Annotated in this window: 12 protein-coding genes; 6 read left to right on the top strand and 6 right to left on the bottom strand. The window is 58.4% G+C overall.

Translation table 11 applies throughout. The annotated features are described in order from the left end of the window. Nucleotides 1-372: 372 nt before the first annotated feature. Entirely contained in the window at nucleotides 373-1899 is a 1527-nt protein-coding gene (locus NW853_RS08710; RefSeq protein WP_414348818.1) for a mechanosensitive ion channel, read from the top strand. 191 nt (nucleotides 1900-2090) lie between these two features. Here the strand turns inward: NW853_RS08710 and cydB are convergent, their stop codons facing one another. Further along, nucleotides 2091-3140: a cytochrome d ubiquinol oxidase subunit II gene (gene cydB, locus NW853_RS08705; protein WP_414348817.1), complete on the bottom strand. Its 1050-nt coding sequence runs from the start codon at nucleotides 3138-3140 to the stop codon at nucleotides 2091-2093. A 246-nt stretch (nucleotides 3141-3386) separates the two neighbouring features. After that, nucleotides 3387-4820: a cytochrome ubiquinol oxidase subunit I gene (locus NW853_RS08700; RefSeq protein ID WP_414348816.1), complete on the bottom strand. Its 1434-nt coding sequence runs from the start codon at nucleotides 4818-4820 to the stop codon at nucleotides 3387-3389. 402 nt (nucleotides 4821-5222) lie between these two features. Between NW853_RS08700 and mfd the strand changes: the two genes are divergently transcribed. From mfd to NW853_RS08685, 3 genes are all read left to right on the top strand, one after another. Then, nucleotides 5223-8690, top strand: a complete 3468-nt coding sequence (mfd, locus tag NW853_RS08695) for a transcription-repair coupling factor (protein ID WP_414348819.1) — start codon at nucleotides 5223-5225, stop codon at nucleotides 8688-8690. A 95-nt stretch (nucleotides 8691-8785) separates the two neighbouring features. Then, entirely contained in the window at nucleotides 8786-9721 is a 936-nt protein-coding gene (locus tag NW853_RS08690) for an ABC transporter ATP-binding protein (RefSeq protein ID WP_414348815.1), read from the top strand. After that, nucleotides 9718-10500 (top strand): ABC transporter permease, encoded by a 783-nt coding sequence (locus NW853_RS08685; RefSeq protein ID WP_414334966.1) that lies wholly within the window; start codon nucleotides 9718-9720, stop codon nucleotides 10498-10500. The genes NW853_RS08690 and NW853_RS08685 overlap by 4 nt, the downstream gene beginning before the upstream one ends. A 7-nt stretch (nucleotides 10501-10507) precedes the next feature. Here the strand turns inward: NW853_RS08685 and NW853_RS08680 are convergent, their stop codons facing one another. Then, the gene (locus NW853_RS08680) at nucleotides 10508-11035 is read right to left on the bottom strand and encodes a TM2 domain-containing protein (protein ID WP_414348814.1); all 528 of its coding nucleotides are present in this window, start codon (nucleotides 11033-11035) and stop codon (nucleotides 10508-10510) included. Between the two features lie 267 nt (nucleotides 11036-11302). Here NW853_RS08680 and hemH point away from each other — a divergent pair, with 267 nt between their 5' ends. Further along, a complete protein-coding gene (gene hemH, locus NW853_RS08675) occupies nucleotides 11303-12337 on the top strand; it encodes a ferrochelatase (RefSeq protein WP_414334964.1) in 1035 nt (344 codons plus the stop codon). A gap of 43 nt (nucleotides 12338-12380) precedes the next feature. Beyond that, the gene (locus NW853_RS08670; RefSeq protein ID WP_414334963.1) at nucleotides 12381-12788 is read left to right on the top strand and encodes a VOC family protein; all 408 of its coding nucleotides are present in this window, start codon (nucleotides 12381-12383) and stop codon (nucleotides 12786-12788) included. Here the strand turns inward: NW853_RS08670 and NW853_RS08665 are convergent. The 3 genes from NW853_RS08665 to NW853_RS08655 all read right to left on the bottom strand — a co-directional run. After that, nucleotides 12785-13363: an SAM-dependent methyltransferase gene (locus NW853_RS08665; protein WP_414334962.1), complete on the bottom strand. Its 579-nt coding sequence runs from the start codon at nucleotides 13361-13363 to the stop codon at nucleotides 12785-12787. The two genes, NW853_RS08670 and NW853_RS08665, sit on opposite strands and share 4 nt — an antisense overlap. Before the next feature lie 120 nt (nucleotides 13364-13483). Then, nucleotides 13484-14254 carry an RNA polymerase sigma factor SigF gene (locus NW853_RS08660; RefSeq protein ID WP_414348813.1) on the bottom strand — a complete coding sequence of 257 codons (771 nt, stop codon included), beginning with the start codon at nucleotides 14252-14254 and terminating at the stop codon, nucleotides 13484-13486. Between the two features lie 122 nt (nucleotides 14255-14376). Then, the coding region (locus NW853_RS08655) for a hypothetical protein (protein ID WP_414348812.1) at nucleotides 14377-14569 on the bottom strand (193 nt) is incomplete at its 5' end.

Genomic DNA, 14569 nt, shown 5'->3' with positions numbered 1-14569 from the left:
TTGAGTCAACACAATTCACCAATACAGTGCGGAGCTTCCCGCCGATTAAGCTAAAGAACTGCAAAAGTTTTCCCCTATACACCTAAACCTTAAATTTTCTTGGGCAGAACCCCTGCAGCTTGGCTCAACCCTTGCCGCCTGTGGATAGATGTAAAGCTTTGTTTCAAGACCTGCCGTTTCTTTTGACATTTGAGGCTTTCTCCCGGACAAACCCAGCTTGCCCAAGGAAGCGCTTCAGGCTAACCTACTTTTATCATTTGTGCATCCTGAGCATTTCAGGCTGTGAGGGTAATTATGGACACCCCTGTAAACACTTTTAGAGATGAGACTGTCTCTTTTTTTGTCAATCTTTGGTCCAGGCTTATCGATTTTATGCCCAATCTGCTGGCAGCGGTTGCCATCCTAGTTCTGGGTTGGATCGTGGCCACGGCGGTGGCCTTCGGCGTTCGGGGGCTGCTCAAGCGGACGCAGCTCGATAACCGCCTGGCTGCTTGGGTTTTGGGGCAAAAGCCTGGCGAGAAACTGCCGCAAACGGAGCGCTGGGTGGCCGCTGCTGTTTACTGGATCATCCTGGCTTTTGTGTTGGTGGCGGTGCTGAATGCCCTACAGCTTCAGGCCGTCTCCGATCCGCTCAATCGGTTTTTAGGCGAAATCTTTGTCTATCTGCCGCGGCTGGGTGGAGCCCTGGTGCTGCTGGTGGTGGGCTGGGCGGTGGCCACGGTTGCCCGCCTAGCGGTCATTCGGGGGCTGCGGCGCTTTAACTTGGACGAGCGGCTGGTTCAGCCTCTTCACCAAGAGAGTGCTGCCGGTGAGGTGGGTACAGAAGCGGCCACAGAAGGAACGGCTGCAAAGTCAGAAGGGGGGGCTGAGGTCGCTCCTTTTCTCTTGAATGAAGCTCTGGGTGACGCCCTCTACTGGTTGATTCTCTTGTTCTTTTTGCCGCTCATTCTGGATACGCTGAACCTGCGGGGGCCGCTGCAGCCGGTGCAAAACCTGCTGGATCAAATCCTATCGATGGTGCCGCGCATTTTGGGAGCGCTCATCATCGGTGTGGTGGGCTGGTTTTTGGCCCGCATCGTGCGCGGCCTCATCTCCAATTTGCTGGCGGCAGCAGGAGCCAACCGCTTGGGGGCCCGCTTTGGCATTCCCCAGTTGGCCCAGATTGTCGGGACGGTGGCCTACATCTTGGTGTTGATCCCGGCGGTGATTGCGGCTCTCAATGCTCTGGAAATCCGGGCCATCTCGGATCCGGCGGTGGCGATGCTGGAGCAGGTGTTGCGGGCCATTCCCCGAATGGCAGGATCGGCTCTGATTCTGGCCGTCTTTTACTGGCTGGGGCAGTTTTTGGCCGGTTTGGTGACCCAGTTGCTGCAGGCGGTGGGCTTCGACCGCTTGGCTGCCGGCCTCGGCTTGCCCTTGGCCCCTGCTCCTGAAGCGCCTGCCGCTGAAGGGGAGTTGGTGAAGCGGCGCACCCCCTCTGAAATTGCCGGCCTGGTGGTCTGGGTGGGCGTGGTCCTGTTTGGGGCGGTGCCGGCGGTGGAGCTGTTGCAGTTTGCCGCTTTAACCGACATCGTGCAGGGGCTGTTGCTGATTTCCGGGCGGGTGCTCATCGGCGCCTTGGTGTTCGGGATCGGCCTTTACTTGGCCAATTTGGCCCATTCCATGATCAAGAGCTTGGGCAACCCCTCTGCAGGCGTGCTGGCGCAGGCGGCGCGGGTGGCCATCTTGGTTTTCGTCGGCGCCATGGCCTTACAACAGATGGGTGTAGCCACTGACATTGTGGTGCTGGCTTTTGGCCTGGTGCTGGGCGCGATTGCCGTCGCGGTGGCCTTGGCTTTTGGTTTGGGAGGTCGCGATGTGGCTGCCGAGCAGATCCGGCAGTGGCTGAAGCGGGAGTGAAAAGGCCAAATCTGCTAGAGGAATTGCTCTTCCTACCCAAAGAGAGCAGCGCTTCTTAAGGAGTGGCCATGCCACCCATCCGATGGCCCCCTCAAGGTTAACCCTGTTTTGCTTGCAAATGTACCCCGCCTGGCAAAACGCTCCGCGGGGTCTTGATTTAATTAATTAAGTTGAGACTTTTTGCTTTGGGTTTAAGCTGCCTCCGAAACTTTGGCCTCTTCTGGCGTTGCTTCCTGCACCACGATCTTGCCCCGGAACACCACATAGTTGTAGATGTTGTAGGACAAAATAACCGGGATCAAAAAGCCAATAAAGGTGAGCATAAACACCAGCGAACTGGGAGAAGCGGCTGCTTCGTAGATGGTGACGCTGGGAGGAATAATGTTGGGGAAAACCATAAACCCCAAGCCGATAAAAGAAAGGGCAAAGACTAAAAAAGTATAAACCAAAACGCTATTTTCTTCTCGCCGCCGCAGGCTGCGCAGCAACAGAGCCACCAACAAAAGTCCCAAAACGGGGATGGCAGCAAAGATATAGAAAAGAGGAGGCGAGAAAAGCTGAGCGCGCGCCTGCTCCGACATGATGGGGGTGCTGATGGTGATAAACACTGCCCCCAGCAACGTTGTCCAGGTGGCGATGGTTGCTGTCTTGTAGTAGGTTTTCTGCAGCTCGCCGGTGGTCTTAACGATCAGATAGGCCGAGCCGATTAACACGTAGCCCTGGATCAAGGTAAGAGCCACCAACACCGTGCGCCAGGTCAGCCAATCCCAAGGGCTGCCGGCAAAGTGGCCGGCTTCGTCGACGCGGATCCCTTCGAAGACGCTGCCCAAGGCAAACCCCTGGCCCAAGGCCGCCAAAAAGCTGCCCACCCCGAAGGCAATGTTCCACACCAGCTTGTTGTCGGCGTTCTCCCGAAACTCGAAAGAGACAGCCCGCAAGATCAGGCCCACCACCATGATCACCAGCGGAATGTAGAGAGCGTTGAGAATGGTGGCGTAGGCGAGGGGAAAGGATCCAAATAAGGATCCCCCCATCAGCACCAGCCACGTCTCATTGGCATCCCAGACATTGCCCAGGCTGGTCATGAGAATGCTGCGGCGGGTCTCGCTAGAAGCCGTCAGGGAGAGGATGCCAACCCCCAAGTCAAATCCATCTAGCAGAACATAGAGGAAGAGAAAGAGACCGAGGATAAAAAACCAGACTTGCGGTAAAAACTGCTGTAAAGGCTCGAAAGATTCCATCGTCGTTCTCTGTAGTTTATTTCCGACCAGTTCGAGACATGATCCCCCTCACCCGCAGCCCCTCTCCCTTTGGGCCCAAGCGCTCCGCGCCGCTCACGCGACCACCCCCAACTCCTCTCCCTTTGGGCCCTCACCCCCAACCCCTCTCCCAAAGGGAGAGGGGAGTTGGAAATCGACAAGTGGCTTGGCTGCTGTTCGATGAGGAGCCTGCGGTGTTGTCTGGGTTCTGTTGGGGCTGCACCGGTGCTAGCGAGCTTCTGCAGGACGGCGATCCGGCTCGTGGCGGGCAGGCTCGATCACGATCACCGGCTGGGTTGCCGGAACGGGGGCAGGCAGCTCCAGGTTAGGCCCTCTGCGGAGGATGCGGCTGCCAAAGTAAAGGGCAGCCACGAAAAGCACTGTATACAAAGCAGTCAGGCCGACCAAAGAAAACAGCACCTCTCCCGGCGGCAGCGGCGAAACGGATTCCGCGGTGCGCAGTTGTCCATACACAATCCAGGGCTGCCGGCCAACGCAGCGGACAATCCAGCCAGCCTCGACGGCAATGTATCCTAGGGGGCCAGCAAAGACCCAGGCCCACATCAGCCACTTCTGCTGGGAGAGGGCCTCCGCCGACAGCTTGCCCCTCAACCACTGGATCAAGGTAACCCCCATAAGCCCGGCCAGAAACAGGCCAATGGCCACCATTGTCCTAAAGGAGTAGTAGATGAGGCCAATCATGTGGGGACGATTTTGGGGATCCCAAGCTTTCAGGCCCTGCACCGGTCGATCCAGCCTGGGCTTAAACTCCAGCAGATAGCCCAGCGCACCGGGGATCTTCACCTCCCACTCGTTGCGCTCTTCTCGGTCGTTGGGCAGGGCTAACAGGCTCCAATCGGCTCGTTCGCCGGCAGGGATCGTCTCCCACTGGGCCTCCATGGCCGCCAGCTTGGCCGGCTGATAGCGATACACTTGCTCTGCGCTCAAGTGGCCGATAAACACCTGCAAGGGGGCTACCACCAGAGCCATTGCCAAGACCACTTTGAGGGAACGGGAAAAAAACTCGCTGTGCCGCCGCTTGAGAATGTACCAGGCGCTGATGCCACCAATTACAAACAAAGAGGTCTCCAAAGTGGCAAAAAACATGTGCAGAAAGCTATTGACCATGAAGGGATTGACAATGGCTTGCAGGTAGTCGCGCACCACAAACTTCCCATCGACAAATACCCCCCCTGCCGGCGTCTGTAGCCAAGAGTTGGCCGTCAGGATCCAAAAGGTAGAGAGGTTGGCGCCGAAGGCCACCAGGATTGTCGAGATCCAGTGAATCACCGGCGGCACCCGCTCCCAGCCAAAGAGCATGATCCCCAAAAAGCTGGCCTCCAGCATAAAGGCCATCGTGCCCTCAAACCCAAGGACGGTTCCAAAGAAGTCGCCCACCGCCTCAGAAAAAGGGGCCCAGTTCATGCCAAATTGAAAGGCCATCGGCAACCCTGAGGCCACGCCGATGCCAAAGTTCAACACATAGATCTTTGACCAGAAACGAGCGTGGCGATAGTAATCTAGATTGCGGGTTTTTAGCCAAAGGCCCTCTATAACAACAAGATAAATAGCCAGTCCCGTTGTTAAAACCGGCCATAGCATATGGAAAATGGCCGTGAGGGCAAACTGTAGTCGAGAAAGTGCGACGGTGTCTAGAAACATGATTGGCACCCAGTTTGGATGGATAAACTCAACTTTTCCCAACCCTCTCTGCTGCAGTTTGTGCAGGCACGCCTCTAGGTATGTTCGCTGCAGACATCCGTACCCATTTGGATGAGGTCGGGAAGGCTATCTTTTTTGTTCCTCCTAAGATTGCATCTTGACCAGGATCAGCATGGGCTGCTCGACTCTAAAGGTTAACTTTAGGATCCTGAGAGAAGGGGTTTTCTTCGTGTAAAGCAGACTACAGGATAAAGAGGGTTGCGAACTCGGCAGCCTGGGGATCCGCAATCCCGAAATGGCCCGTTGAGGGGCGGGGATAACGCCATGCAAATTTCCCTCAGGGCCTGCCAGAATTGGGATCCCGGCTTGTTGGAGATCCCAGTTGGCAGTGGGGGGTGGAAGATGTCGTTTGTCCCGCTGGTGCACTTTCTCGCCCAATCCGGCTTGGTACAAGAGTTGGCCGCCCGCTTGAGATCGCGGCGACAGGCAGCCATTCAGGGGGCAGGGCGGATCGCCAAGGGGTTGATGGCCTCGGCTTTGGCCCAGCAGGAGGGGAGATCCCTGCTGGTGGTGACTGCCACTTTGGAAGAAGCAGGCCGCTGGACGGCGCAACTGGAGGGCATGGGCTGGGAGAGCGTGTACCTTTATCCCACTTCTGAGGCTTCCCCCTATGAGCCGTTTGACCTGGAGCCGGAACTGGTGTGGGGACAATTGCAGGTGCTGGCCGACTGTCTCCAGGGCAGGAAGGGCATGGCCGTTGTGGCCACGGAGCGGGCCCTGCAACCCCATCTTCCCCCCCCAGAGGTGTTTCAGGGCTTTTGCCTCAAGCTGGAACCTGGCCTGGAGCTGTCGCCGCAGCAGTTGGGGCAGCAGTTGGCCCGGCTGGGCTACCAGCGGGTAAGCCTGGTGGAAAGCGAGGGGCAGTGGAGCCAAAGGGGCGATATTCTCGACATTTTCCCGGTGGCCTGCGAGTGGCCGGTGCGCCTGGAGTGGTTTGGCAATGAGCTGGAACGGCTGCGGGAGTTCGACCCGGTAAGCCAGCGCTCCCAAGATGGGATCCCTTCTGTCTGGCTGACCCCCACCGGCTATGGGCCCATGCTCTGGCCAGCGCTGCAGGAAAAGATGGAGCAGCTCTCCCCCGCCCTGCGGCAGCAGGGATCGCCTCCCCCAGAAGGCCTGCGCCGTTTTCTCGGCCTGCTCTACGATCCACCGGCCAACCTGCTGAGCTACTTGGATCCCAATACCTTGATCCTGATCGACGAGCCGGAGCAGTGCCAGGCCCACAGCCGGCAGTGGCTAGCCCACGCCCAGGAGCAGTGGCAATTGGCCCAGGCTGCTGAGCCGGCTCTAGTGCCCTTCCACCGCCCCTTCGATCTTGAGGCCGCTGAGTGGGATCCCTTCCCCCGCCTGTTGGCCCGTGCCTTTGCCCCTGCTGGCGAGGGGGAAGCTGTCCTCGACCTCAAAAGCCGGCCTGTCCCTGCCACTCCCCACCAGTTTGGATCCCTGGCCAAAACCCTGCGCGAGTACCGCAAGCAACACTTGCAGGTGTGGATCCTCTCCGCCCAGCCCTCCCGCACCGTGGCTCTGCTGCAGGAACACGACTGCCCGGCCCAGTACGTGCCCAACCCCAAAGATTTTCCGACTATCGAGCGCCAGCTCCAGTCCTACACGCCGGTGGCCCTGAAGTACTCCGGCCTAGCGGATCTGGAGGGGTTTCTCCTGCCCACGCTGGGGTGGGTGGTGCTGACCGACCGCGAGTTTTTCGGCCAGCACAGCCTGGCCACCCCCACCTATGTGCGCAAGCGCCGCCAGGCCAGCTCCCGCCAGGTGGATCCCAACCTGCTCAAGCCGGGGGATTTTGTTGTTCACAGGGCCCATGGCATTGGCCAGTTCCTGCGGCTGGAAAGCCTCACCATCGGCGGCGAAACCCGAGAATATCTGGTCATTCAATACAGCGATGGCCTGCTGCGGGTGGCTGCCGACCAGGTCAACTCCCTCTCCCGCTACCGGGCCGGCGGCGATGGCCCCCCCGCGCTGCACAAAATGTCCGGCAGCACCTGGGAAAAGACCAAGCAAAAAGTTAAAAAGAGCCTGCAAAAAGTGGCCCTTGACCTGTTGGAACTCTATGCCAAGCGTGCCCAACAGGAGGGCTATGCCTTCCCGCCCGATTCTCCTTGGCAACAGGAGCTGGAAGACTCTTTTCCCTATCCTCTGACACCGGATCAAATTCGCGCCGTCCAGGAGATCAAGCGGGATATGGAGTCTCCCCGCCCCATGGATCGGCTGCTGTGCGGGGATGTGGGTTTTGGCAAAACGGAAGTGGCCATCCGCGCCATTTTTAAAGCCGTAACCGCTGGCAAACAAGTAGCTCTTTTGGCGCCAACCACCATTCTCACCCAGCAGCACTACCACACTCTCAAAGAGCGCTTTGCCCCCTATCCCATTCAAGTGGGCTTACTCAACCGCTTCCGCACTCCCGACGAGAAAAAAGAGATCCTGGCCCGCCTCAAAAGTGGTGAACTGGATGTCATTGTGGGCACCCACCAGCTTTTAGGCAAGGATGTACAGTTTCGCGATTTAGGCCTTTTGGTCATCGACGAAGAACAGCGCTTCGGCGTCAACCAAAAAGAGAAAATTAAACTCCTCAAAACCCAGGTGGACGTGCTCACCCTTACGGCTACCCCCATTCCCCGCACGCTGTATATGGCCTTGTCGGGGTTGAGGGAAATGAGCTTGATCCAAACTCCCCCGCCCTCGCGGCGCCCGATTAAAACTCACCTCTCCCCCTACAATCCTGAGGTCATTCGCACGGCTATCCGCCAAGAGTTGGATCGCGGCGGGCAAGTCTTTTATGTTGTCAACCGCATTGAAGGGATCGAAGAGACCAGCGCCAAATTGCGGGAATGGGTGCCCGGCGCCCGCATTGCCATTGCCCATGGGCAAATGCCGGAAGGAGAGCTGGAAGCGACGATGCTGGCTTTTAACAACGGGGAAATCGATATCCTGGTCTGCACCACCATTATTGAGTCGGGTTTGGATATTCCCCGTGTCAACACCATTTTGATCGAAAATGCCCAGGAGTTTGGTCTGGCTCAGCTTTACCAATTGCGAGGGCGGGTGGGCCGGGCTGGGATCCAAGCCCATGCTTGGCTGTTCTACCGAGAAGATGGCATCCTCACCGAAGAGGCCCGCAAACGCCTGCAGGCCATTCAGGAATTTACCCAACTGGGATCTGGGTATCAATTGGCGATGCGGGATATGGAGATTCGCGGCATTGGCAACCTGTTGGGCACGCAGCAATCGGGGCAGGTCAATGCTGTGGGCTTCGATCTGTATTTGGAGATGCTGCAAGAGGCCATTCGCGAAATTCGTGGCCAAGAGATCCCGCAGGTGGAAGATACGCAAATCGACCTCAATGTCACCGCCATGATCCCGCAAAGCTATATCCCCGACGAAGATCAAAAGATGCAGGCCTATCGCCAATTGGCTGCTGCCGGCTCTCGGGTCGAGCTGTTGCAAATTGCCCAGGAATGGCAGGATCGCTTTGGCCCCCTGCCCAGGCCTACCCAGGAGCTGCTGCGGGTGATGGAGCTGAAGATTTTGGCCCGCAGGCTGGGCTTTTCCCGTATCAGGCCGGCCAAGGAGCATGTGCTTCTGGAAACTCCCATGGAGGAGCCCGCCTGGAACCGCCTCAAGGAAGCGCTGCCCACTCACCTACAGCCTCGCTTTGTTTACCAGCCGGGCAAGGTGACGGTGCGGGGCCTGGGGATGGTGCCTGCGGCGCAGCAACTGGAGAACCTTTTGCAGTGGCTGGACAAAATGAGCTTAGCCCTGAGCCGGATAGAGGCCGGGATCCCAACAGCCACTTAGTCCTGGCTGCGGGGCGGGGCTTCTGCTGTGAGAAACTGGGATGGGTGCCCGGCCTTCCTCGGGTTGGACTTTTGCACTCCCCGTTGCCTTGCCTCATGAAAGTCCTCGAAGCTCACCACCTCCAGAAAACCTACCGGCAGGGGGGCAAGCAGGTGCGGGCGGTGGTGGATGTCTCTCTGACGCTGGCGGCAGGGGAGATCCTGGCTTTCTTGGGGCCCAATGGAGCCGGCAAGACCACCACCATCAAGATGATTGCTGGGCTGATCCAGCCGGATGCCGGCACGGTGCGCATCCTGGGACGGGATCCCCACGCCGATGCGGGTGCGCTGGCCCAGGTGGGGGCGGTGCTGGAAGGCAACCGCAACCTCTACTGGCGGCTCACCCCCCTGCAAAACTTAGAGTATTTTGGCGTGCTGCGGGGGCTATCCCCCAGAACGGCTCGCCAACGGGGGCTGGAGCTGCTGGAGACCTTTGGCCTGCTGGAAAAACGGGATGTTGCCGTGCAAACCCTTTCGCGGGGTATGCAGCAGAAGGTGGCCATTGCTGTTGCCCTGCTGCACCAGCCGGTTCTGCTGTTGCTGGATGAACCCACCTTGGGGCTGGATGTGGAAGCGGCGCAAGCGGTGAAATCCTTGATCCGCCAAATTGCCGCTTCGGGTCGGGCCATTCTCCTCACCACCCACCAACTGGAGATGGCCGAGGCCCTCTCAGACCAAGTGGCCGTGATCGAGGGGGGGAGAATCATCTGCCAGGCCCCCACGCAGGAGCTGATCCGGCGCTTTGCCGGCGCAGCCGGTACTTATCGGATTGAGTTGGAACAAGACCTGGATCCCAGCCGGGCGGAGCGCCTGCTCCAGCAAGGGGTGGAGATTCTCGGCTTCCATCAGTTGCGCTTTGGCGGCTCTTCAGAGGCGTTGTATCAGGTGCTGGAGATCCTCAAGCCCTTGCCCCTGCTTAGCATTAAGCGAGAGGAAGCGGATCTCACCCATGTTTTCCTCAAGCTGTTAAAAAGAGGGGATGGGCGAGGATGATGCAGGCGATACACCTGTTTTGGGCCGAGCTGAAGCGGGCCTGGATCCAGTACATCCGCTATCCGGCAGAAGCCCTGGGCGGGATCCTGATCACCACCTTTTTCTTCTATGCCCTCTTTGCCGGCGCTCAGTATGTGGCGGGGCCGGCCTCCCAATTTGGCGAACGGCTGGACGCGGTGGTGATCGGCTATGTGCTCTGGACGCTGGTCATTTTTGTGGTGAACGATATTGCCCTCAACCTGCAAGTAGAAGCCCAGACAGGCACCTTGGAGCAGGTGTTGCTCTCGCCCTTTTCGGCGGCCACCCTGTTTTTGGCGCGGGCCTGCGCCAGCTTGGTGTTGCGCTTTTCCGTCGTCGCCGTTATTTTGGGCGTCATTTTGCTGTTGACAGGCAGCCGGCTGCGCTTTCCTCCCACTCTGTTGTTGCCCCTCTTGAGCGTGGTGCTGGGGGCCTATGGCTTCTCGTTTTTGCTGGGATCTGCTGCCTTGATTTGGAAGCGCATCCAACAACTGCTGATCCTGAGCCAATTCGGCCTGCTCTTTCTCCTAGCTACCCCCACGGAAGAGTGGTCGGGATCCCTGAAGTGGCTGGGGCAGATGCTGCCCATGACGGCAGGGGCCGGCTTGCTGCGGGATCTGATGGTGCGGGAGGCGGGCTTGGATCCCCTGCGGCTGCTCATGGCTCTGGCCAGCGGCCTTTTCTACTTCGGGCTGGGCTTGCTGGCCTTTCGCCGGGCAATGCAACTGGCCAAACAGCGGGGGATCCTGGGATCCCAGTAGGACCTTGTCAGAGGGAGCGCCGGTCGCCAGGGGAGCGCAACAGGTGAGGGAAGTGGTACTCCACTGCGCCGGTGGTGAGGTTGTTCTCAGGGGAGGCAATGCCCCGTCGGCTCAGCTCTCGCAGCGCTTTTTCAATCTCGTCAAAGTCGGCAGGCAGCTCGATGGCGACTTCGGAGAGGGTGAGGATCCCTTGTCGCTGCTGCGCCAGCCGTAGGATCTCCCGCATCAAAGCCTGACCCTTCAAAGGCTGAGGCGGGGCCGAGACGGACTTGGTGGGAGCCCCAGAGGGGCGGATCCCTTGCAAGACGGCCAGCTTGAAGTTGTAATCTTCCACCATGCCTGGGATCAAAAACAGGTCGATCAACTGGCCAATTCCCAACAGGCCGAAGGTAAAGAGCCAGAGAATGCCCGTCCCGGTTTTGCCCAGATAGAGGCGATGGACGCCACAGATCCCGAATATGCCCAGCGCCCAAAGGATGTAGGTGGTGCCGACAGATTTGGGCTCGGCAGGGGGCAGTAGGTAGCGAGAACTCATCGTTTTTCTCCGAGAGACCCCACGCTACGGCGCAGCAGGGGAGGGACAGAAGGCTTGGCGACGAGGCTCAATGTCCCAGAGCCAAGCGGCGTATAGGTATACAATAGCCTCACTTCGCTGCGCCATCAGGTGAGGTGTGCCTGCCGTTGCTGCTTTCGCCAAGGTTGGATAGGTGGATGAGAAAAGCTGCAAAAAAACTTAAGGCCACTTTCCCGCTGCGGGATAAGACCCCCTACAGTGGATAAAGAACGATGATTGAGTTTTGCTATGTCCAAAAGCGGCGTGCTCCTGCTGAACTTGGGGGGACCAGAGACCCAGGCCGATGTGCAGCCCTTTCTCTACAACCTATTTGCTGATCCCGAGCTGATCCGCCTGCCGTTTCCCTTCTTGCAGGGGGCTTTTGCCTGGGCCATCTCCGCGCTGCGGGCCGCAAAATCCCGGCGTAACTACGCAGCCATTGGGGGAGGATCCCCCTTGCGGCGCATCACAGCCGAGCAAGCGCGAGAACTGCAGGCCCACCTGGTGGCCGAGGGATACGACGTGCCGGTGTATGTGGCCATGCGCTACTGGCACCCGCTCATCGAGTCGGTGGTGCAGCAGATCAAGTCGGATGGGATCACCCGCCTGGTGGTGCTGCCGCTCTACCCGCAGTATTCCATCAGCACGACCGGCTCCAGCTTTAAGCTGCTGGATCGGCTCTGGGCCGAAGACCCGCAGCTGGGCCGCATCGAGCGCTGCCAGATCAGCTCTTGGTACGATCAGCCTCAGTACGTGCAGGCGATGGCAGGAGCCATTCGGGAACAATTGGATCGGTTTGCCGATCCCGAAAGGGTGCATGTGCTGTTTAGCGCTCACGGCATTCCCGAAAGCTATGTCACCCAGGCCGGGGATCCCTACCAACAGGAAATGGAAGCTTGTGTGCGGCTGATCTGGCAGCAGGTGGAGCGCCCCAATGACCACACCCTCTCCTACCAAAGCCGGGTGGGTTCGGTGCGGTGGCTGCAACCCTATACCGAACGGGTTATCCCGGAGCTGGGAGCGCGCGGGGTGAAGCAGTTGCTGGTGGTGCCGATTAGCTTTGTGTCGGAGCACATCGAGACCCTGCAGGAGATCGACATCGAGTATCGGGAGCTGGCCCACCAGGTTGGGATCGCCGATTTTCGCCGGGTGCCCGCCCTAAATGCCGACCCGCTGTTCATTGCCGGCTTGGCGGCGCTGGTGCGGCCTTATTTGCTCACCTCGGGCTTGGCCGCTCCTGCCTTTGTGCCTGCGGCTGTGGCTCACTCTGTTCTCGAGCCCTGAGCCAGACTAGGGTAAAGCAACAGAACTACCCCACGCGGTTGCAATGCTGATTTCCGGTGCCTTGGTTAGCGTGGCTACCCCGGATTTACCCCGTCTACAGCACTTCTATCAGGCTCTCTTGGGGATCCCTCCTCAAGCTCAGCTCCCAACCGAGGGGGAGCCGGTGTATGTGGAGTTTCGTCTGCCAGGGTTGCGGCTGGGCCTTTATGGCAGCCGTCACCCCAACTTTGCTGCTCAAGCCGGGGCGATGAGCCTCTGCTTGCAGGTGCAGGATTTACAGGGATCCCTGACAACGCTGGAGGGGCTGTCGAAAACTTACCGGCTCTCCATCTCCCCCCTGCGGCAAGCTTTTCACGGACAGGAGGTGGATTTTCAGGATCCCGATGGCAACCGGATTGTGTTGCACCAGCCTTCTGCGGCTGTTTGGGAAGTGATGGCCTGGGAGGGCTAGATCTGCCACAGGTAGATGGTGTAGGTGTTGATGACATCCGATACGGTGGTGGTGGCGGTGGGGGGCCAATCTCCCATGTCGAAGGAATGGGTAACCAAGCGGGCGCCAGGCCGGAGCTGTGAGCGCAACTTGTCTCGGATCAGCAGGTGGGAGCGGGGCAGCAAATAACAGCTCACCACTGTCGCCGGGGCTAAGTCCAAATTAAGCAAATCCTGCTGGAGAAAGATGACTCGATCCTGAACTTGGGCTTCTTGGGCCCGCTGTTGGGCTTCAAGGATGCGCTCCGGGTCGATATCCACCCCCACACCCCGCGTGCCAAAGCGCTGTGCCGCTCGAATGAGGATGCGGCCATCCCCACAGCCCAAGTCGTACAGCACATCTTCGCGCCCCACCTGGGCCAAATCCAGCATGGCATCGACAACCGAGGGCAAGGTGCGCACATAAGGAGCCAAGCTGAGCCGGTTGGGCTGGCCGTGGAAGAAGGGATCCCTGCCGAGCAAGTTGTGGTTCAGCTTGGGCTTGAAACCGCGAGGTGCTGAGGGTTGATCCCGAGAAGAGCGCTTTTTTCTATTCATCAAATATATTTTGATCGGTGTTCCCATTAGTCTAGCAATCTATTGCAGTACCGAGGCTCCGGCATTTTACTGGATGGGAAAGCACCGTCAATCGCCTTGGCCCAAACACTTTAAAAAATATCAAAAAATATCTTGATTCAACAACTTGGCCAGGCGTTCCAGCCCCTTTTTGACCTGGCGGGAAACAGTAACGGCGCTGATCCCCAGCCGCTCTGCCGTTTCTTTTTGGGTGAGGTCGTAGAAGAAGACAAATTCCAAAATCTGGCGGGTGCGCTCTTCCAGCTTGGCCAAGGCATGTTGTAGGCGAATGCGATCTTCTTCGGCCAGTTGAAAACTGCGGTAGCGTTGATCTGGAACGACCTCGCCTAGAGCAACGCTATCTTCCCCGGTTTGAATGGGGGCATCAAGGCTGAGCAAAAGGCTATTTTGTTGAGCCAGTTCCATCTCTTGCCATTCCCGGTCCGTCAGTTGCAAAGCTTCTCTCACCTCGGCCTCAGAGGGGGGACGGCCCAACTCTTGCCGCAGACGGGCGATCGCCTTCTTGGCTTGTCGTTGCAGAGTCGTCCAGCGACGTGGGATCCGCAAGGTGGAGCTTTTGTCCCGCAGGTAGTGTTGAATTTCTCCGCGAATGTAGGGCATGGCGAAGGAGCTGAAGGCCAGGCCGCGGGTAATATCGAAGCGTTCAATGGCTTGAATCAAACCCAAGCAGCCGATTTGTACCAAGTCATCGTACCCCTCATTGCATTGGTTACTCCAGTGATGGGCTTCTTTGCGCACCAAGCCCAGGTTCATTTCCACCAGCCGGTTGCGCAGGGCCGGATCCCGAGTCTGGTGGTACAGTCGCAACAGTTCGGCGGTTTGGGCTTTAACTTCTTCATGTTTGGATGCCATAGACGCACCCACAGCTCGGGATCCAGAATCGCCAATACTAGCTTTAGTCAAAGATAGGGGAGCCGCGGCTGTCGATGGCGTTGGCGGCTCGGAGGCGTCGAGAGGAGACCGCTGAGGAGCTGTTAGCATAGACAATTACTTTTTTTCTTTTCTTTACTTTCTGAGCTGGAGTCATTCAAAGCCGGATCAGTACCCAAACAACTCAAAGACGGCGGATGCTTAGCGACACCTATTTTCTCCAGGCCAGACTTCCCCTGGAACCAACCGCGAAGAAGCTTGCAGGCAGACAGTATCAGGTTGTGTCCATGAAAATGC

The sequence above is a fragment of the Synechococcus sp. H55.11 genome, assembly GCF_047462475.1.
GTDB lineage: Bacteria > Cyanobacteriota > Cyanobacteriia > Thermostichales > Thermostichaceae > Thermostichus.
This window is presented reverse-complemented; position numbering and strand designations above follow the sequence as displayed.

Bases quoted from the DNA above. Each gene is read 5' to 3' on its own strand.
- NW853_RS08710 (WP_414348818.1), top strand. From the start codon at position 373: ATGCCCAATCTGCTGGCAGCGGTTGCCATCCTAGTTCTGGGTTGGATC.
- cydB (WP_414348817.1), bottom strand. From the start codon at position 3,140: ATGGAATCTTTCGAGCCTTTACAGCAGTTTTTACCGCAAGTCTGGTTT.
- NW853_RS08700 (WP_414348816.1), bottom strand. From the start codon at position 4,820: ATGTTTCTAGACACCGTCGCACTTTCTCGACTACAGTTTGCCCTCACG.
- mfd (WP_414348819.1), top strand. From the start codon at position 5,223: ATGTCGTTTGTCCCGCTGGTGCACTTTCTCGCCCAATCCGGCTTGGTA.
- NW853_RS08690 (WP_414348815.1), top strand. From the start codon at position 8,786: ATGAAAGTCCTCGAAGCTCACCACCTCCAGAAAACCTACCGGCAGGGG.
- NW853_RS08685 (WP_414334966.1), top strand. From the start codon at position 9,718: ATGATGCAGGCGATACACCTGTTTTGGGCCGAGCTGAAGCGGGCCTGG.
- NW853_RS08680 (WP_414348814.1), bottom strand. From the start codon at position 11,035: ATGAGTTCTCGCTACCTACTGCCCCCTGCCGAGCCCAAATCTGTCGGC.
- hemH (WP_414334964.1), top strand. From the start codon at position 11,303: ATGTCCAAAAGCGGCGTGCTCCTGCTGAACTTGGGGGGACCAGAGACC.
- NW853_RS08670 (WP_414334963.1), top strand. From the start codon at position 12,381: ATGCTGATTTCCGGTGCCTTGGTTAGCGTGGCTACCCCGGATTTACCC.
- NW853_RS08665 (WP_414334962.1), bottom strand. From the start codon at position 13,363: ATGAATAGAAAAAAGCGCTCTTCTCGGGATCAACCCTCAGCACCTCGC.
- NW853_RS08660 (WP_414348813.1), bottom strand. From the start codon at position 14,254: ATGGCATCCAAACATGAAGAAGTTAAAGCCCAAACCGCCGAACTGTTG.